The sequence below is a fragment of the Delftia sp. WSY_12 genome (genome assembly GCF_043104645.1).
In the GTDB taxonomy this organism is placed as follows: Bacteria; Pseudomonadota; Gammaproteobacteria; order Burkholderiales; family Burkholderiaceae_C; genus Comamonas; species Comamonas tsuruhatensis.
The window spans coordinates 1-19,625 of record NZ_JBICKW010000035.1 but is presented as its reverse complement, the minus strand read 5'-3'; the positions used below and the strand labels follow the sequence as shown (position 1 = coordinate 19,625).

At 66.7% G+C, this 19,625-nt stretch carries 13 protein-coding genes and 1 pseudogene; all 14 read right to left on the bottom strand.

All coding sequences use genetic code 11. The annotated features are described in order from the left end of the window. Window positions 1–30: 30 nt before the first annotated feature. A complete protein-coding gene (locus ACF8LI_RS21325) occupies window positions 31–1,563 on the bottom strand; it encodes a sigma-54-dependent Fis family transcriptional regulator (protein ID WP_061289062.1) in 1,533 nt (510 codons plus the stop codon). A gap of 42 nt (window positions 1,564–1,605) precedes the next feature. Beyond that, on the bottom strand, window positions 1,606–1,926 hold the full coding sequence (locus tag ACF8LI_RS21320) for a metalloregulator ArsR/SmtB family transcription factor (protein ID WP_016449629.1): 321 nt from the start codon (window positions 1,924–1,926) through the stop codon (window positions 1,606–1,608). Between the two features lie 140 nt (window positions 1,927–2,066). Next, window positions 2,067–4,589: a TonB-dependent receptor gene (locus ACF8LI_RS21315; RefSeq protein WP_277849673.1), complete on the bottom strand. Its 2,523-nt coding sequence runs from the start codon at window positions 4,587–4,589 to the stop codon at window positions 2,067–2,069. A gap of 86 nt (window positions 4,590–4,675) precedes the next feature. Further along, window positions 4,676–5,713 (bottom strand): siderophore ABC transporter substrate-binding protein, encoded by a 1,038-nt coding sequence (locus ACF8LI_RS21310; RefSeq protein WP_392414024.1) that lies wholly within the window; start codon window positions 5,711–5,713, stop codon window positions 4,676–4,678. 64 nt (window positions 5,714–5,777) lie between these two features. Beyond that, window positions 5,778–6,749, bottom strand: a complete 972-nt coding sequence (locus ACF8LI_RS21305; RefSeq protein ID WP_392414023.1) for an iron chelate uptake ABC transporter family permease subunit — start codon at window positions 6,747–6,749, stop codon at window positions 5,778–5,780. Then, window positions 6,749–7,753 carry an ABC transporter permease gene (locus ACF8LI_RS21300; RefSeq protein ID WP_392414022.1) on the bottom strand — a complete coding sequence of 335 codons (1,005 nt, stop codon included), beginning with the start codon at window positions 7,751–7,753 and terminating at the stop codon, window positions 6,749–6,751. The genes ACF8LI_RS21305 and ACF8LI_RS21300 overlap by 1 nt, the downstream gene beginning before the upstream one ends. Then, window positions 7,750–9,555: an ABC transporter ATP-binding protein gene (locus tag ACF8LI_RS21295; protein ID WP_392414021.1), complete on the bottom strand. Its 1,806-nt coding sequence runs from the start codon at window positions 9,553–9,555 to the stop codon at window positions 7,750–7,752. Before ACF8LI_RS21295 ends, ACF8LI_RS21300 begins: the two co-directional genes overlap by 4 nt. Continuing rightward, window positions 9,549–11,363: an ABC transporter ATP-binding protein gene (locus ACF8LI_RS21290; RefSeq protein ID WP_392414020.1), complete on the bottom strand. Its 1,815-nt coding sequence runs from the start codon at window positions 11,361–11,363 to the stop codon at window positions 9,549–9,551. Before ACF8LI_RS21290 ends, ACF8LI_RS21295 begins: the two co-directional genes overlap by 7 nt. 163 nt (window positions 11,364–11,526) lie before the next feature. Continuing rightward, window positions 11,527–12,564 carry a FecR domain-containing protein gene (locus ACF8LI_RS21285; RefSeq protein ID WP_392414019.1) on the bottom strand — a complete coding sequence of 346 codons (1,038 nt, stop codon included), beginning with the start codon at window positions 12,562–12,564 and terminating at the stop codon, window positions 11,527–11,529. Window positions 12,565–12,573: 9 nt separating this feature from the next. After that, window positions 12,574–13,092 (bottom strand): sigma-70 family RNA polymerase sigma factor, encoded by a 519-nt coding sequence (locus ACF8LI_RS21280; RefSeq protein WP_016449637.1) that lies wholly within the window; start codon window positions 13,090–13,092, stop codon window positions 12,574–12,576. A gap of 103 nt (window positions 13,093–13,195) precedes the next feature. After that, window positions 13,196–14,500 (bottom strand): SGNH/GDSL hydrolase family protein, encoded by a 1,305-nt coding sequence (locus ACF8LI_RS21275; RefSeq protein WP_392414018.1) that lies wholly within the window; start codon window positions 14,498–14,500, stop codon window positions 13,196–13,198. A 1,121-nt stretch (window positions 14,501–15,621) separates the two neighbouring features. Further along, window positions 15,622–16,096, bottom strand: a pseudogene (locus ACF8LI_RS21270) (RHS domain-containing protein); the annotation flags it as partial. Between the two features lie 81 nt (window positions 16,097–16,177). Beyond that, the gene (locus ACF8LI_RS21265) at window positions 16,178–16,375 is read right to left on the bottom strand and encodes a hypothetical protein (protein WP_047218304.1); all 198 of its coding nucleotides are present in this window, start codon (window positions 16,373–16,375) and stop codon (window positions 16,178–16,180) included. A gap of 4 nt (window positions 16,376–16,379) precedes the next feature. Further along, window positions 16,380–19,625, bottom strand: a 3,246-nt coding sequence (locus ACF8LI_RS21260) for an RHS repeat-associated core domain-containing protein (RefSeq protein WP_392429812.1), incomplete at its 5' end; no start/stop codon positions are given.

Genomic DNA, 19,625 nt, shown 5'->3' with positions numbered 1-19,625 from the left:
CCACGGTACGGCCTGCAGATGGCGGGTGACTCAGCCCCCCAGCTCCAGCACCGCCATGCGGTCATACAGCGTGGCCCGCGAGATGCCCAGCTGGCGCGCCGTGGCCAGTTTGTTGCCGCTGTTGGCGGCCAGGGTGGCGGTGATGGCCTTGCGTTCCAGCTCGGCCACCTGCTGGGCCAGGGGGCGCAGCAGGTCGGTGTCGGCGGGGCTGTTGTGGGCAGGGGACGGGGCGGGCGCAGTCTCGGGGCCCGGCGCGGGGGCGGCAGGTTCCACGCCGGATGAGCGCAGCACTTCGCGAAGTTGCTCTGCGTTGATGGCGGTGTCTTCGCTGCGCATGGCGGCCTGCTCCAGCACGTTGCGCAACTCGCGGATGTTGCCGCGCCAGGTCTGACCGGCCAGCAGGGCCAGGGCGTCGGGCAGCAGTTCGGGCGGGGGCATGTCGTTGCGCAGGGCCAGTTCTTCGGAGAGGACTTCGACCAGGGCCGGGATGTCGCGCCTGCGTTCGCGCAGCGGGGGCACGCGGATGGGCAGCACATGCAGGCGGTAGAAGAGGTCTTCCCTGAAGCGGCCATCGCGCACCATCTGCGGCAGGTCGCGCGAGGTGGCGGCGACCACGCGCACGTCAAAGCGCACGAGCTGGTTGGAGCCCAGCGGTTCGATCTCGCCTTCCTGCAGCGCGCGCAGCAGCTTGGCCTGCAGGTTCAGGGGCATGTCGCCGATTTCGTCGAGGAACAGCGTGCCGCCGTCGGCCAGCCTGAATTTGCCGTCGCGCGGCTTGCGGTCGGCGCCGGTGAAGGCGCCGGGGGTGACGCCGAAGAATTCGGCCTCCAGCAAGGCGTCCGGCACGGCGGCGATGTTGACGGTGACGAAGGGGCCGCCGCTGCGGGCCGATGCGGCGTGGATGGCATGGGCCAGCAGCTCCTTGCCTGTGCCGGTCTCGCCCAGCAGCAGCACGGGGCTGAGCGACTGGGCCGCGCGGCGCGCCTGGCGCTTGACCTCCACGGCGGCCGGGCTGCTGCCTACAAAGCTGGCAAAGCTGTACTTGGCGCGGCGCTCGCCCTGCACGGCCACGCGCAGGCTGCGGTTGCGCTGGGCGGCCAGCTCGCGCCGGGCCTCGTCCAGGTCGCGTTGCAGAACGGCGAACTTGCTGATCAGGGGCTGCAGCGTGGTCTCCGGCTGGTCGAACAGCACGATGCCGATGGCGCCGATGACCGCGCCCGCATCGTCCTTGAGCGGGATGCGGCTGACCACGAAGGTGCCGGCGCGGTTGGTGAGCAGGTCGATGAGCACGGGCTCGCCGGTTTCCAGCACGCGGCGCATGCGGGTGTTGGGGATGACGTCCTCGACCATGTGGCCCAGGAACTCATCTACCGAGGCCACGCCCAGGTCGGGCAGGAAGCGCTGGTAGCCCTCGTTGACCCAGACGATGCGCCCCGCCCTGTCGGCCAGGAACATGCCCTGGCTCATGGTGGAGAACAGCTGGAACATGGAGCGCGCTGCCAGCGCGAGGATGCCGTCGGCATCGAGCGGCAGGGGCTGGACCAGGGTGGGTGTGGGCGGCATGGATGGCATCCTAGCCGAGTCGCCCCTGCCAGGCTGCGGCACTCAGCCCTGCTCGATGGCGACCTGGGTGCAGATGGCGCAGCACATCTGCGCAGCCTGCTCGTTGGCGATGAAGTAGTAGATGCTGACGCCTTCGCGGCGCCGGCCCAGCACGCCGGCCTGGTACAGCGTGTTCAGGTGCTGGGACATATTGGGCTGCGTGGTGGCGATGCTGGCGAGCAGCTCGGTCACGTTCTTCTCGCCATTGCACAACACGCTGATGATCTTCAGGCGCACGGGCGCCGCCATGGCACGGAACAACTCCGCAGCGCTCTCGAAAACGCTGTCGTCGCTCAGGTCCATGCTGTCATTGCGGCTGTCCATAGGCGTCTGTCATCCTGGTATACGGCGGGAGGGCAAGGGGGCTGGCATGCTTTGCCGCCCGACCGGGCTAGTTTATAGCCCGCAGGGCGGCAGCGCAGGCTCGGTGCGGCTTGATGGAAGGCAAGCCGCCCTGTCATCGCTCAGAAATCAACCGTGGCCGACAGCATGAAGGTGCGCGGTGCGCCCAGCCCGAGGCTGGTCCACAGCGGCGTGGCCCAGTAGGCCTTGTTGGCCACGTTGGTGATGCTGCCGCGCAGCGTGAGCGGATGGCCGGCCGCCGTGGTCACGTAGCGCGCGCCGATGTCGAACACGGTGCGGCCCGGCACGGACAGCGAGTTGTCGGCATTGATGTACTGCCTGGAAGCCGTGGTGGCGTTGGCCGTCAGCGTCAGGCCCTGCACGGCGGGCAGGTCCCACTCCACGCCCAGCTTGCCCTGCAGCCTGGGCACACCCGCCGCCAGCTTGCCCTGGTTCACGCCGCCTGCCGTGCGGGTGAGCTTGGGCTGTACGTAGGCAATGCCGCCCATCAGGCGCACGCCCGTGGCCACGTTGCCGAAGAAGCCCCATTCCACGCCCCGGTTGCGCTGCTCGCCGCCGAAGGAGAAGACGTTGGAGACGGGATCGGTGTAGCCGTTGGGCCGCTGGATCTCATAGAGGCTGAAGGTGTGGGCGAAGTCGCCCAGGTCCAGCTTCAGGCCCAGCTCCTTTTGCCGGGACTTGTAGGGCGCGAACACTTCGCCCGCGTTGGCCGCCGTCATGGGTGCGGTGGCGCCCTGGCTCAGGCCTTCGATGTAGTTGGCGTAGACCGAGACACGCTCGCTGGCCTTCACCAGCAGCGCGGCGGCCGGCGTGGTGGCGCCTTCGTCATAGCGCGCGGTGCGCGCGCCCGTGGCCACGTTGAAGGTGTCGCTGAGCACCTGCTGGCGGCGCAGGCCCAGGGTGAGCTGCACGCGGTCCTGCGCGAAGGACAGGGTGTCGGCCACGCCGATGCTGGTCAGCCGCAGTTCGGTGCGCGAGATCGGGGGCGCGTTGAAGCTGGTGGCCGGGCCCCAGATGGGGTGGTAGATGTTGGTGATCCAGTCCTGGGCCAGCACGTTGCGGCGGCCGAACTGCTTGTCGGTATGCGTGTAGTAGGTGGCGTTGAGCGCCCACTGGTGGCCCACGCCGGCCGTGTTGAACTTGCCCTTGAGGCCGGCCTCGGCCGACTTCTTGTCCATCTCGAAGCCCAGGTCGGCCAGGTTGGTGCGGTAGTCGCCGGCCGTGTTGAAGACCTGGATCAGATAGGCGCCCGTGGAGCGGTACCGGGTCTTGCTGGTGCCCACGGCGGCATAGGCCGTGACGCGGTCGCCCAGGTCGAGTTCGCCGCGCACCATGGCGCCCTTGTCCTTGGTGTCGTAGAAGGCCCAGCTGGGGTTGAGCAGGGTGTCGGCCTTGGGCGGCCTGGGCACGGGCAGGCCTGCGGCCAGGTTGATGCCGCGGTTCAGGCCGTCGGTGCGGTCCTCGCTGCTGTACAGGTCGGCCGACAGGCGGGCACGATCGCCGCGCCAGTCCAGGCCCAGCGAGGCCAGCCGGGTCTCTTTTTCCTGATGGTTCACGGCGCCGTCGCCGTCGCGCAGCACGCCGTTGAAGCGGATGCCGAACTGCTTGCGCTCGCCGAACCGCCGGCCCAGGTCGATGTGGGCGCCCAGCTGCGCATCCGACATGAAGGAGGTGGTCAGCCGCGTCAGCGGCTCGTCGCCCGCGCGCTTGGGTACGAGGTTGACCGTGCCGCCCACCGAGCCGCCGGGCGGCATGCCGTTGAGCAGGGCCGAGGGGCCCTTGAGCACGTCCACGCGCTCGAACATTTCTGGCGATGCGCGGTAGAACGGCGCCACGCCGAACAGCCCGCCAAAGGTCACATCGCCGATGCTGGAGCTGAAGCCGCGAATGGAGTAGTTCTCGCTGATGATGCCGGTCATGCCCGTGCTGAACACGGTAGGGTCGGCGGCGGAGATCACGTCGGTGATGTCGCGGGCCTGGCGGTCGGCGATGAATTTCTCGGTATAGCTGATGGTGTTGAAGGGCGTCTCCATGAAGTCCTTGTCGCCCAGCAGGCCCATGCGGCCGCCCGTGGAGACCTGGCCGCCGGCATAGGCTTCCGGCGCCTGCTGAGCCTGTGCGCGCACGGTGACGGCAGGCATGAGCACGCCGCCGTCCACGGGCGCTGCCGCGTTGCGGTCGCGGCCCAGGGTGTAGCTGCCGTTGGCTTCGCGCAGGGCGCGCAGGCCCTGGCCGCGCAGCAGCTCGGCAAAGCCTTCGGCCACGCTGTAGCTGCCCGACAGGCCTGCGCTGCTGCGGCCTTGCAGCAGGCTGGAATCCACCGTCAGCTCCACGCCGGCCGCTGCGGCAAAGGCGTTGAGCGCCTGGCCCAGCGGGCCGGCCGGGATGCTGAAGGCGCGGCGGGCCTCGCCGGGTGCCGCCCCGGAGGCGGCTCCAGATGCGGCCCCCTGGGCAGCCGCCTGCGCCAGCGCGGACGGCATGGCCACGGCCAGGCCCCCCAGTGCCAGGCCCGCCATGCAGAGCATGTGCACGGCGATGGCCGTGTGCCTGCAGGCAAAGGCCGGGTGCGGCAGGGGGCGCGATGCGCCGTTGTGCGCGGGGCGGGATGGATGGCGTAGTGCCATGCGGGACTCCTTTCGATTCGGGTAGGCGTTGGGTGTTTCACCTTGTCTTCCGAACGAGAAAGCCAAACCCTCAATCGAGAATGCGATCAATTTGCAACCGCAGCGGCCACCGGGCCCGCGCCCGCTGCCGGCGCATCGCCGTAGCCCTTGAGCACGTCATCGACCATGAGCTTCACCGAGGTCACGCTGGCCGCCGTGACGTACCAGGCCTCGGAATCGACGAAGACCACGCGGTTGTTCTTCCAGGCGCTGGTCTGGCGCAGCAGCGGGTTGTCCATGCCTGCGGCGTCCATGCCGGGGCGGCGCTGCATGATGGCCGTGCGGTCGATCACATAGAGGATGTCCGGGTTGGCCTGCTGGATGAATTCGCTGGAGATGGGCTGGCCGTGCAGGTCGGCCTCGGCCGCCGTGCTGGCGGGCCTGACGCCCAGCGCGTTGAAGACAAAGCCGTAGCGCGACTGCGGCCCGAACGAGGTGAAGGCGCCGTTGTTGTGCATGACGATGAGGGCCGTCTCCTTGCGCCCTTCGGTGGCGCGCCGGGCCTGGGCCACCTTGTCGTCCATCTCGGCGGCCTTGGCGCGCGCCAGGTCCTGCTTGCCGAAGATGCGGCCCAGGGTCAGCAGGTGATCGCGCACGGTGTCCAGGTGCCGGGTGCCGCTGTTCCTGAAGTCCACGTCGAAATGCACGGTGGGCGCAAAGCCCGAAAGCTCCTGGTAGGCGCTGGCCTGGATGGGCGAGATCAGCACCAGGTCGGGCTTGAGCGCGTGCACGCGCTCCAGGTTGGGCTGGACGATGGAGCCCAGGTCCTGCACGCTGGCATCGTCCTTGTACCGGGCCAGGAAGTGGGGCACGAAGTCCTTGGGCATGCCAGCAATGGGCACCCCGAGCTGGTCGAGGAAGTCGGCCTCGTTCATGTCCAGCGCGGCCACGCGCTGCGGCGGGCGCTCCACCACCGTGGTGCCCAGCTGGTGCTGCACCGTGACGGGCGTGAACTCGCCGGCCGCCGCCTGCGGCGCTGCGGCCTGTGCCGACGGGTTGGCGGGCCGGTCGCAGGCCGACAGGGCCAGGGCAGCGGCCAGGGCCAACATGGGAGCGTGATGGGGAACGCGGAACAGACGGGTCACGGGCTTTCTCTCCTGAAAAATGGGATGCATTGCGTTGGGTGTTTTTGGGAGGCCGGGGGCCGGCTCAGGCCCGGCCGCGCCCGCGCACCATGAGTGCAAGGAAGTAGCTGCCGCATACCAGGTTGACGAGGATGCCCACCGAGGTGCGGTAGTTGAAGACATGCTCCACCGCCAGTTGCGCCGCGATGAAGATGGACACGGCCACGGCACAGCCCAGCGGCAGCGTGACCCGGTGGCGCGCCGTGCCCGCCAGCGCATAGCTGATGTGGGCCACGAAGATGCCCATGAAGGCCGTGGGCCCCAGCAGGCTGGTGGACACCGCCACCAGCGCGGCAATCAGCGCCAGCTGCAGGCGCAGCTGGCGCTGGTAGTGCACGCCCAGCGAGATGGCCTGCTCGCGCCCCAGGGCCAGCACGTCCAGCACGGGCAGGCTGCGCCGCACGATCACGCAGGCCACGGCCACGATCAGCGCCGACCACAGCAGCTGCGCGGGCCGGGCGCGGTTGAACGAGGTGTAGCTGTAGCCCTGCAGCACCGAGAATTCGCCCGGGCTGATGCGCAGCTGCACGAACTGCGTGAAGGTGCCTATCACCATGCCCAGCACCAGGCCCAGCAGCAGCAGGAAGTACACGTTGTCGCGGCCCCCGCCCAGCAGCCAGCGGTGCAGGGCCCAGGAGTAGCCCAGCATGCAGGCCACCGACAGCCAGAAGTTGCCGCTGGGGCCCAGCACCACCAGGCTTTGCACGCCCATGGCCAGCACCAGCAGCGCCTGCAGCAGCAGGTAGACCGCCTCATAACCCATGATGGCGGGGGTGAGGATGCGGTTGCCCGCAAGCGTCTGGAAGACGATGGACGACAGCGCAATGCAGATGCCGCCGATGACGATGGCCGACAGCCGCGTCAGCCGCCGTGCAATGACATAGCCGAAGTCCAGCCCCGAGCCCAGCAGCAAGAAGCAGGCCGCCAGCGCGACGACAACCACGGCAACCACGGCAGCCGCAATCCACGCGGTGGTGTGAGGCAAGGCCTTGCGCATCACGGCCTTCTGCGCAGGATGAGCACGAGGAAGAGCACGCCGCCCACGCTACCCGCCGTCAGGCCGATCGGCACCTCGAAGGGGTGCATGATCAGCCGGCCCACGATGTCGCAGGCCAGCAGCAGCGAGGCGCCGCTGAGCGCGACGATGGGCAGTGTGCGGCCCAGGTTCTCGCCGCAGCGCATGGCTACCAGGTTGGGAATGACCAGGCCCACGAAGGGAATGGCGCCCACAGTGATGACCGTGGCCGAGACGGTGACCGCCACCAGCACCAGGCCCAGCGTGGCCAGCGCCGGATAGCTCAGCCCCAGGCTGGTGGCCATGCCCTCGCCCATGCCCAGCACGGTGAAGCGGTGCGCAAACGCATAGGTGAGCGCCACGATGGGCACGATGAGGTAGATGATCTCGTAGTGGCCCTGCACGACGCGCGAGAAGTCGCCCAGCAGCCAGCCCTGCATGCTTTGCAGCAGGTTGTGGCGGAAGGCATGGAACTCGGCGATGGCGCTGAGCACGCTGCCGTACATCAGGCCGACCACGGGCACCAGCACCAGGTTGCGCAGGCGCATGCGGCGGATGATGGCCACGTACAGCAGGCTGGCGCCCAGGCAGAACACCAGCGCGAACACCATGCGCCAGGCCACGCCCCACGCGCCCGAGGTGAAGGCCGAGGCGGGCGCCACCGTCAGCGACACCAGAATGCCCAGCTTGGCCGCATCCAGCCCCCCACAGGTGGCAGGCTCCACAAATCGGTTCTGCACGATCTGCTGCAGCACGACGCCGCACACCGACAGCCCCACGCCCGTGAGCACCAGCGCTGCCAGGCGCGGCAGGCGGCTGGCCGTGAGGGTGAGCCAGGCATCGCCCGACAGCGACAGCAGCTGCCCCCATTCCACCTGCCGCGCGCCGGTGAGCACGGAGGCGCAGCACAGCGCGGCAAACGGCAGCAGCCACGGCGCCAGGCGCGGGACCTGCGTCCCTGTCGTTGGCTTCGCAGGCTCGCTCAACGGAGGTCCTCACCCGTGCCCGTGCCCGTGCCCGCTACCGTGCGCGTTCCCGCAATGCGCCAGCCCTTGGCGGCGCGCCGCCGCGCCAGAAAGCGCGCATACAGGCCTTGCGCCTGTGCCAGCTGCTGCGGCGTGCCCTGCTCGCTGACGCGGCCCTGGTCCAGCACGATGATCTGGTCGGCCATGGCCACGGTGGACAACTGGTGGGCAATCACGATCAGCGTGCGCCGGCCGCGCAGCCGCGCCAGCGCCTGGGCGATGGCCGCCTGGTTTTCGGCATCCAGCGCGGCCGTGGCCTCATCGATCAGCAAAATGGGCGCATCCTTGATGAGCGCACGCGCGATGGCGATGCGCTGGCGCTCGCCGCCCGACAGGCGCGCCCCGCCCTCGCCCACCGGCGTGTCCAGGCCCTGCGGCAGGCGCTCGATGATTTCGGCCACGCCGGCCTGGCGGGCGGCTTCCATCACCTCGGCATCGCTGGCCTGCGGGCGGCCCATGCGGATGTTGTCGGCAATGGAGCCCTGGAAAAGGTAGCTGTCCTGGAAGATCTGGCTGATCTGCCCGGCCAGCCGCTCGCCCGCGATCTGGCGCACGTCGATGCCGCCCACCAGAACGCTGCCCTGCTGCACATCGAAAAAGCGTGCGATCAGCCGCAGCACGGACGACTTGCCAGAGCCCGAGGCCCCCACCAGCGCCGTCATCGAGCCCGGCTCAACGCGCAGGCTCAGGCCGCGCAGCACCTCGGGCTGGCCCGGCCCGTAGCGGAACACCACATCGCGCAGCTCCACCGAGGCATCGCGCGGCGCCTGGGGCACGGCAGGCTCGGGCAGCGGCTGGACCGCGAGGATGTCGCGCACGGCATCGAGCTGCACGCGCGCGGCGCGCAGCGAGTCGGCGTAGCCGGCCACCTCCAGCAGCGGATCGACATGGCGGCAGGCCAGCAGCAGGGCCACGATCACGGGGATGGCGGCTTCCATTCCCATGCCCTGTGCTGCAACGCCGCCCAGGCGCTCGTCCAGCCACAGCGCGCCGGCCACCAGCAGGGCCGCAAACACGGCCTGCACGGCCCAGCCGTTGAGCACGCCCGACAGCGCCGCCAGGCGAATGGACTGCGCGCCGGATGCGCGCTGCCGGCCCAGTGCCTGCTCCAGCCAGCGCGTGCCGCCGCCTTCGCCATTGAAGGCGCGCAGCACGGACTGCGCCTGCGCAAACTCCACCATGCGCTGGCTGGCGCCGGCCATGCTGCGCTGCAGGCGTTCGTCTGCACGGCGGCCCAGGTGCGCGGTGACCAGCAGCACGCCTGCCAGCAGCGGCAGCGCCAGCAGTGCAATCAGGCCCATGCGCCAGTCCATGGCACACAGCGCGGCCACCACGGCAACGGGCGCCACGGCGCCGCTGAACACGGGCGTGAACACATGGGCCGGCAGCTGGGCCACCTCCATCATTCCCTGCGAGACAACGTGGTTGAGCCGGGCCGTGTTCTCGGGGGTGAACCATCCCACGGGCAGGCGGGCCACATGGTCACCCAGCCGGTGACGCGCCACGCGCAGCACGGCGGCGCCCAGGCCCAGGCCGGCCTTTTCCACCTGGCGCTGCCAGGCCCAGCACAACACCACGCCCGCCAGCAGCACGGCCAGCCAGGCTGCGGCGCCGCGCGTATCGCCTGCCAGCAGGCGCGACAGCACGGGCACCAGGGCCGTGACGACCAGGCCGCTGAGCAGGCCATGCAGCACGGCCATGCAGGCATAGCGGCGGAAAAGCCGGGCGTCGTCGCCCAGCAGTTGCATCAGGGTCTTCAGCATGGGGGCAGCTCCGGGGCCAGGGCGGGGGTGGAAGGCAGGGATTGGGAGGGCTGTGATTCGTACCCGCCCAGCGCCCACAGCCGTGCGTAGCGTCCGCCCAGCGCCAGCAGCTCGGCATGGCGGCCGCGCTCGCGGATGGCTCCGCCTTCCACCACAAGGATCTGGTCCGCATGCATGACGGTGTCCAACCGGTGGGCAATGACCAGCATGGTGCGTCCGGCGGCCAGGCGCGACAGGGCTTCCTGAATGGCGGCCTCGCTCTCGGCATCGGCAGCGGCCGTGGGCTCGTCCAGCACCAGCACGGGCGCATCCAGCAGCACGGCGCGCGCAATGCTCAGGCGCTGCTGTTCGCCGCCGGACAGCTGGGCGTCTTCGCCGATCACCGAGTCATAGCCGCGCGGCAGCGCCAGGATGCGTTCATGGATGTGGGCGGCGCGCGCCGCCTCTTCCACCTCCTGCGCGCTGGCCGAGGGCCGGCCCAGTGCGATGTTCTCGCGCACGCTGGCATGCACCAGGCGCACGTCCTGCAGCACAAAGGCCAGGTGGCGGTACAGCTGCCGGGTCTCGATCTGCCGCAGGTCCACCCCGCCCAGCGTGATGCGCCCTTCGTTCGGGTCGAAGAAGCGCAGCAGCAGCCGGGCGAGCGTGGACTTGCCCGCGCCCGAGCCCCCCACCACGGCGGTCACCGTGCCGGGCCTGAGCGTGAAATCCATGCCCTTGAGCACGTCATGCCCCGCCTCGTAGGCATGGCCCACGCCTTCGAAGCGGACTTCGCAGCCTTGGGGCAGCCTGTATTGATCGGCGGCCGGTTGCTCCAGCACGGGCGTGCGCAGCAGCGCCTGCACGCGCTGGGCAGCGCCCGTGGCGTGGTTGAGCGCATGCAGGTTGAAGCTGAGCAGTTGCAGCGGCGCGCTGATGCCCGGCGCCACCAGGGCAAAGGGCAGCACGTCCACGGGCGCCATCCAGCCCAGGGCCGTGAACAGCGTGCCAAAGGCCAGCACCACCCCCAGCACGGCTACGGACGCGATCAGCGCATTGGCATTGGCGCGCGCCGACACCAGCGGACGCGCAAAGCCGAGGAAGGCATCGGTAAAGCCATCGACGGCCTCGCGGTAGCTGCCATGGGCTCGGCCGCTGGCGCCAAAGGCCTTGACCACGGGAATGCCGTGCACGAACTCCACCACCGCGTTGTTGATGCGCGCCAGTCCCGCGCCAAAGGCCGGCATGTGGGCGCCGCTGGCCTGCATGGCATGGCGCATCACCAGAAAGAAGATGCCGAACGGCAGCGCCGAGACCAGGGCCATGCGCCAGTCCATGGCCACCAGGTAGACCGCAGAAGCGGCCACCGTGCCCGCGCCGCGCCCCACCGTGGTGTAGAAGTGCGCGGTCAGCTCGTGCAGGGTGGCCACGTCGTCCTGCATGGCCTGCTTGACCTGGCCCGAGGCCCGCTCGGTGAACCAGCCCAGCGGCACACGCGCCAGCCGCTGCATGGCCGATAGGCGCAGCCCGTGGGTGAGGCGGTTGTCGGCCAGATGGGCGACCAGCTCGCCCGCCGACACCAGGGCCATGCCCGCGAACAGGCAGACAAGGCACAGCGCGATGACGCGCCAGGCATCTGCCGCCACCATGCCGCCATCGGCCAGCGCCAGCCGCGCGATATGGGCGATGCCGGCCAGCGGCGCCAGCGCCAGCACGGCGCCCGCAAACGACAGCAGCGCGGCAAGAACAAGCTGCGCGCGGATGGGCTGCAGCGTCTGCGCAATGGGGCCGGGGCCGGCCTGGGCGTCATCGGCCTCGGGTGAGTGCATGGGTTCTCCTGGAAGGCATGGCGGATCAGAAAAGAACAGAAAACAAGGGCTCTTGCCTGTCTTCCGAACGAGAACGCCAAACCCTCAATACCCAGGGGCAGAAAGTTGAATCAGCCGGTAACGGGTTCCGAGAAACGGGGAAGGCGCCGCGATGAAAGAAGCCTCAGCCCGCCGCCTGCACCGTGACCCAGTAGCGCGTGCGCGCGACCACCTGCACGGGCAGGCCCAGCGCCAGGTTGTGCAGGGCGCGGTCGGTATCGCGCAACGAGAACACGCCCGTGACGCGCAGGCCGGCCACCTGCGGGTCGCAGCGCAGCAGGCCTGTGCGGTAGCGCGCCAACTCGGCCACCAGCTCGCCCAGCGGCATGTTGTCGGCCACCAGCACGCCGCGCGCCCAGGCGGCGGCACTTTCCTGCGCAGGCACCGGAGCCCGGGCCTGCTCGCCAGTGAAGACGGCGCCCTGCCCCGCATCCACGCGCACCACCTGGCCCGGCGCCCTGGCAGGACGCACCTCCACCGCGCCCTCGAACACGGCCACGCGGGACTGCTCATCTTCCTGGCGCAGCGTGAAGCGCGTGCCCAGGGCCTGCACCGTGCCGTGGCGCGAGCGCACGCGCAGCGGGCGGGGTGTGCTTTGCGGATCGGGCGCGGTGGTGACGAGGATTTCGCCGGCGCGCAGCAGGATCAGGCGCTCGGCCTCGTCAAAGCGCAGGTCGATGGCCGAGGCCGAAGCCAGCACCACCTGCGTGCCATCCGGCAGCGTGATCTCTCGGACTTCACCACGCGCCGTGCCATGGCTGGCGGCGGCAACCTGCCATGCATCGGTGCCGCGCACCACATGGGCAATGCCTCCGGCCGTGGCCATGAGGCCCAGCAACTGCATGGCACGGCGGCGGCCCCGGGGCGCCGGCGACGCAGCGGAGGTGTCCGCCAGCGTATGCCGCGCAATGCCGCCGGGCACGCTGCGCAGCTTGTCGTCAAAGGCCTGCAGCCGGCTCCAGGCCAGCTCGTGCCGCGGATGCTCGGCACGCCAGCGGGCGCAGGCGGCGCGGTCTTCGTCGTTGGCGTCGTCAGCCCACAGGCGTGCCATCCATTCGGCGGCGCGCTGGACGATGGCCGGCTCCAGCGGCTCGCTGGCGGACGCAGTTGCGCAGGCGTCAGTGGATGCGGCTGACGCGGCCGATGCCGGAGATGAAGACATGCCGGCCACTCAGCACACGGCGCCGTGCAGCGCCTGGTAGCAGGCCAGCAGGCCGGCAGCGATGTATTTCTCCACCGAGGACACGGACACGCCCAGCTCGGCCGCGATATCTCGGTAGGCCATGCCGTCGAGCTTGCACAGCAGCAGGGCCTTGCGCGCCTTGGGCGGCAGGCCGTTCAGTGCGGCATCGATCTCGACCAGGGCCTCCAGCGCCAGGGCGCGGGCTTCCTCGGAAGGAGCCATCTGCTCGGGCAGCAGGGCCAGGGCTTCAAGGTAGGCCGCCTCCACGCGGCGGCGCCGGTACAGGTCGATCACCAGGCCATTGGCGATCTGGGTGAGATGGCGGCGGCGCTCATCGGCCGGGGGAACGCGGCCCGTGCGCAGCAGCTGCAGGTAGACGTCGTGCGCCAGATCGGCCGCATCAAAGGCATTGCCCAGCTTGCGGCGCAGCAGGCCGCGCAACCAGCCGTGGTGATCGGTGTAGAGAATTTCGACTTGTTGCTGAAGCGCAAACTCGGCGGCGGCCACAGTACCCCTCCCTGTGCCCCAGGGCGCAGGCACGCCGGGGACGTATGACAAATGAGAACCATTTGCATTTTATATGGAAGCCAGCCCCCGCCGCCGCGACGCACTAGCGCTGCGGCAGGCCGGGCAGTATGGCGTTCAGGTCTACCGCGTTGGCCATGGCGCGGTTGCCTTCGTCGCCAGGATGCAGGTGGTCGCCCGAGTCGAAGCGCGCCGCCATGCGTGCCGGGTGGGCGCTGTCGCGCAGCACGGCGTCGAAGTCGATGACGGCATCGAAGGCGCCGCCCAGGCGTATCCATGCATTCACCTGCCGCCGCAGGTCGTCCTTGCCGTCCTGGTAGTAGTCGTCCAGCGGCGTGCCTGGCAAGGCGCCCTCGAAAGGCGGCAAGGTGGCGCCGATCACGCGCAGGCCGTGGCTGCGCGCCCTGGCAACCAGCTGGCGATAGCCCTCTGCCATGTCCTGCAGCGTGGGGCGCTGCGCCCGCGGCGCAAAGGCCGTGCCGGGCCAGGAAATATCGTTGATGCCCAGCAGCACGATGAGGCTGCGCAGACCGGGCTGGGCCAGCACATCACGCTCCAGCCGCGCCAGGGCATGCTCGCCCATGCCATCGGACAGCAGGCGCGCCCCCGAGATGCCGGCATTGACCACCGCCGCGCCGTGCGGCGCAAGGCGCGCGGCCAGGAAATCCGGCCAGCGGCTGTCCCTGTCCAGGCTGGCCGTGGCGCCGTCGGTGATGGAGTCGCCCATCACCGCTACCACGGGCGCCGCAGCTTCTGCCTCGACCTCTATGCCCGCCAACAGCGGGCGGGCCGTGCTGCTGATTGCGCCAGGGTCCGAAGTCCGCAGCGCCGCAGCCGCGGACTGGTCGCCCGCCACGATCCAGCCGGTCTGACGCCCATCCCAGTGAAAACTCTGCACAGGCGTGGCACCGGGCAGGTACAGGCTCACGGCCACCTGCGACAGCGCCGCCAAAGGCAAGGCCACAGGGTCGCTGACCAGGGATGCGCCTGCGGCAATGGTGGCTTGCGCGCTGCCGCCAAAAGTCACGGCCTGCAGGCTGCCAGCGTCAATGGCGCCCTCCGGCAACGGCTTTGCCACGGTCGCCCTGCCCACGGTCACAGGCTGGCCGCCATAGGCGTTGGTCAGCACGATGCGCAGGCGCGGCCCGCCCAGGCTGATGCGCGCCACCTGGCGCACGGTCTGGTCCTGCAGAACGGCGGGCAGGTTGGTAGGAAAGAGGAAGTCCGCCCCCCAGACTGGCTGCGGGCTGGCCTGCCACGTGGCAGCCCAGTTGGAGGCTTCAGCCGAACCCGCCGGCACCGTCGAATCCGCCATGGCTGGCGTGGAAATCACAAGCGCCAGAAGGGCCGCGCCCGAGGCCGTGGAAAGCGATGGAAAAAGTTGCCGCATGCAAGGAATCCGATGTCTGTCGATGGCGGGATCATGGATTCAAGGGCTGCGCGGGACTAGACGGTCTGCTGGAACACCATCTGTGAATTTAATTCACGATGAGGCCTGTGCTGTGCTTTGGCAGCGAGGATGGGTTTGGCGTGCCCAGATGGTCGCAGGGATGGCAGGGAATGGCGATGCGCCGTTGCCATTCTTTTCCTGCCCTTGAAGTTAGGCTGCATTTAACTGAACTTGCTTTGTGCTGTGCGCCGTGGCGCTTTTTTATCACCAATTTTAGACGGAGCTTTCCATAGTATATTTTGTATATATACTATTTCTTGAAACGGATGATGATGCAAACACTTGTTATAACAAAAATACAAGTTGATGTTATTATGGAAAATTTATTATCAATAAAAGGTATTTTGAAATTAATAATGCTCTCAAAAAGAAATAGAAGGAAAATATATGCCATTGCATATACTTTATTCTTCGTACATTTGATTTTTGTTACGCAATATATTGAGAATATAAAAACCAGCGTATCTACTGAAATTAAATAGATGGCAGATATATCGCCTGATGCCCAGCAGGTAGCGGGCCACATAAATGCTGTGCATGCTATGAAACTGTAATTCCTCATTTTATTTACAGGGGCAGGTGAATCCATTTATGTCGCCGGATTTAAATGCTTCCCACGCCTTCTTTGCACTCTCAAATAGAGAGCTATCCTTACTGGGGACAATCGATTCCTTGCCTATATGAATAAGAATTTCCGCAGCACTCTCTTGTCCAGTCCACAGTTGAAAACCCGAGTGAAATGGGAACGTCGCATCTTGTATAGTGTGCAATGCCGCGCCGAAATGGAATAGTGCTGAGTCCATATCGCCAGATTTTTTGGCGTTCAGCGCTTTCTGCGATTCATTTTTTATAAATTTATTTGTGGCGGCACATGCCCCTGCTTTGGTCTGACCGGGGCGTCGCATCGCGTGCATATGACTAAACTCCGGCGTTTGGTGCTCAGCGCTATCGGCCCACACATGACCTCTTGCGACGGCCGACAATTGTGATTGACTTATCTCTTTGCCAAAAACCAAATAACCGGCTCTTTGATGCACGTATGCGCCTTTCTGGGAAGCCCATAACCCTAATGGGTCAATTTTTTGTAATGAAATCAATGGATAGATACTTTTATTCATGCCGCCGCTTAACCCAATAGGATCCTGATTGACATAAATCCCCACCACCGGATCGTAATACCGATGCCGGTTGTAATACAGCCCCGTCTCCCTGTCATGGTGCTGCCCCGGCAGCCGGATCGCCTGGTGGATGCCCTGCGGGTTGTATTCCTGCAGCACATTGCCCCAGGGGTCCAGCTTCGCGGCCCAGGCCACCTGGCCGTTCTGGTCCGTCAGGGCCATGGGTGTGCCCAGATGGTCGCAGTGGTAGTGGTGGATGGCGATGCGGCCGTGCTGTTCTTTTTCCTGTTCCTGCAGCTGGGCCTGCATGCTGCCCAGCAGGCGTGTGGGTGCTGTCTGCCTGTTCACCCAGCGTGGCTTGGGCGCCGGGCGGCAGGTCCAGCGTGTGGGGCAAGTGGCGGGCAGCGTCTTGCTGCACGGCACTAAATAAGAGTTATATCGCAAAGTCAAACGATGAGATTTTCAGAAATCTCAGTGGATCCTTCACCCTGATACCCCACTAATCTGCCTCCTCCGCCAATACACCCCTGATTATTGGATAATTTAAAATCCACGCCAGAAGAACCCCAATCAGAAAAAACCATCTATTGTCTGCAACAATAGACATTCCAACGCCAGCAAAGAAGAAAATTATCCCCAATATTTTTCCTAACATCAAAACAATCTGGTATTTTTTCTTTGAGATTTTTATGATCATATGGTTATTTGCATTGACAAGTAAAATTATTTTGATTTGCAACAGCCCCATAACCAGCATTCATAGCGACCAGCTGAGTTGCTCCTCCCGTGGTTGGTTGGACAAATGTTCCCGGCACCGCTCTTACATAACCAGTCGTTTTATTAATAGCCACCGGTATGGCAGAACCAGGTGGCACAAAAGGATTCCTTGGATATCCCCCCACTGAGGATGCGTATTTACCAGCACCAAATAATCCAGCACTTGAGGATTTTATCCCCGACTGTGCGATACCTGCTGCTCCCGCTTCAGTTGTGAAGTGTGTAAGTGTTTTTGGAATTGCACCTACCGCGTTAGTGGCAAGTGTTGCCGCTGCGCCGGTCACAACACCTGACTTGTATGCACCTGTACATTTGTCAATTCCGCCATCCACCCCCAAAGAGTCACGCAGAGATTGACCTTTAAGTAATCCAAAACTCATAGTACTCAATATCCCATCACCCATTCCTGCCGAAAAGTCAACGACCCCTTGCGGCAAGGAAGGCAATGATGCAAAAAATGAAAGGCCTAAAGTATCTATTCTGCTAATCGGCTCCCCACCTGTATAAGAATATATATTCAATCCCCCCATCAACCCGATCGGATCCTGATTCACATAACTCCCCACCACCGGATCGTAATACCGATGCCGGTTGTAATACAGCCCCGTTTCCCTGTCATGGTGCTGCCCCGGCAGCCGGATCGCCTGGTGGATGCCTTGCGGGTTGTACTCCTGCAGCACATTGCCCCAGGGATCCAGCTTTGCGGCCCAGGCCACCTGGCCGGTCTGGTCCGTCAGCGCCATGGGCGTGCCCAGGTGGTCGCAGTGGTAGTGGTGGATGGCGATGAGGGCGTGCTGTTCTTTTTCCTGTTTCTGCAGTTGGGTCTGCATGCCGGTGAGCAGGCATGCGGTGCTGTCTGCCTGTTCGCCCAGCATGGCCTGGGCGCCGGACGGCAGGCCGTGGTCCAGGGTGTGGCGCAGGTGGCGGGCCGCGTCTTGCTGCATGTCGCGCGGCATGGCGTCGAGCATGGTTTGCATCAGGGCCAGGGCCGGCGCGTGGTTGGGGTCGTCCGGGTCGGGCAGGCCTGCGGCGATGGCTTGCACCAGCAGGTGGGGCTCGTCTTGGGGGTCGCCGCTGGCCGTGGTGCTCAGGCGCACCAGGGGGGTGAAGCTGCCGGGCTCGTAGATGGTGTGTTCTATGTGGCGCGTGTCGCTGCCGTGCTGCAGGCGCTCGGTGTGGATGAGGCGGTCGCCGTCCCAGCCGTAGTAGTGGGTGCGGGTGGATTCTGTGGAGTCCGCGCTTTCCACTTGCTGCTTCAGGCGCCTGCCCAGGGCGTCGTAGGTGTAGCGGCTGTGGTGGCGCAGTTGCTCGGCGTTGCCCTGGATCTGGCTGCTGCGCACGGCGATGAGCTGGTGGGCTCCGTCGTAGTGCAGTTGCTGCTGGCTGTGGTCTGCCTGCATTTGCGCGATGCGGTTGCCGCAGGGGTCGTAGCGCCAGACGCGGTCTTCGCTGAAGCCGATGCGGTTGTCTTCCCAGCGCTGCACGGGGCCTTGCCGCTGGCCTGCAAGGTGGCCCAGGCCCATGAGGTTGAAGTCGGTGTGCCGCCAGTGGGCGTGGACCTGGGCGGCCCAGTTGTCCTGAGGGCTGGCATGACCGGGGGCGCCGGACGCACCGGACGCGGGCAGGCGGTTGCCTGCGGGGTCGATCTGCCAGCGGGTGGTGGTCTGGGGCTGCTGGCTGTCGGTGGCCGCTCTGAGGCGCCCGGCGCTGTCGTAACCGTAGCGCAGCAGTTGTGCGGCCTGGCCCGGGGCGCCGGCCTGTTCAATGGCAACGAGCTGGCCCAGGCTGTCGTAGTGGTAGCGACGGCCGAGGATCTGGCCTATGAGGGGCTGGACCAGGTGATCACGGCCTTCCATGCTCTGCAGGCCTGTGGTGCCCAGGGCCGTGAGGCGGCCCAGGCTGTCCCATTGGCGTTGCACCTGCAGGGGGTTGTGTGCATCTGCTGCGGCGGTGGGTGGGTGCAGGCTGCGGCGGACTTCGCGGTGCAGGTTGTCGCGTTCGAAGTCGATGAGGCCGGCGCCGTTGAGCTGCAGTCCGTGCACATGGCCTGAGCCGTAGGTGAGCCAGGCGATCTCTCCCAGGCCTTGCAGCTGGCTGTGCTGGCGTGCGCCCAGCGCATCCAGGCTGTGGGCGATGCGGTGTTCGTATTCGATCTGGTCTGCGCCGCCGCCCCCGTTGCCGTGCTTGCCGGGCCGGTACAGCTGCTGCACTTCTGCGGTGATGCGGCCCAGGGCATCGCGTTCCAGTGCTATGCGGCTTTGCAGTTGGATGGTGTTCTCTGCGGTGTTCTCTGCGGTGTTCTCGACGGTGTGCTGCCAGACGCTGGCGGCCATGAGGCGTCCGGCCGCATCCCATTCGTAGCGGTGGGTCTGGGCCGGCGCATGGGCCGTGGCGGGCAGCTGACGTTCGACCAATCTGCCGCCTTCGTCCCAGCGGTAGTGGCTGCTGCTTTGCCGTGCGGCGTTGCCGTCCGTGGCTTCCATGAGCTGGCCTGCCGCATCCCAGCGGTAGCGCTGCAGCCGCTGGTCGAACCCTTCTTCCTGCACGAGCCTGTCCAGCGCGTCCCAGGCAAAGCGGCTTTGGGCACCGTTTTCGTTGACGAGACGCGTGAGGCGGCCAGCGCTGTCGTATTCGAAGCCCAGGGTGAGGCCGCCATGTGTTCGCTGGACCAGCCTGCCCCAGAGGTCGTAGCGCAGGTGGATGCTGGGGTCGGCGGCCGGTGCAGCAGGGCTTTGTCCCCCCATGAGAGGGGTGAGCGGGGGTTGGGCCGGTTCGATGCGCGTGAGGTGGCCTGCGCTGTCGTAGTGGTAGCGCTCGATCTGGCCGTTGGGCAGTTCGCTGGCCACGATGCGGCTCTGGCCGTCGCGCTGGTGGCGTTGGCGCTGGCCCAGGGCGTTGCCCACTTCGATGAGCGCACCCCAGCGGTCGTAGTGGTAGTGCGTGCTGTGGCCCGAGCAGTCGGTGTAGCTGAGCAGTTGGCCCGCGTCGCTCCAGGCCAGCTGTTTGCTGCCGCCCTGGGCGTCTTCGATGCGCCGGGGGCTGTCGCAGGTGAGCGGCGCTTCCTGGGGGTCGGGGTAGTGGTAGCGCTCGGTGCTGCCGTCGGCCTGGGTGATCTGGGTGAGGCGTCCCCAGGCGTCGTATTGGTAGCCGGTGGTGGCGCCTGCCGGGTC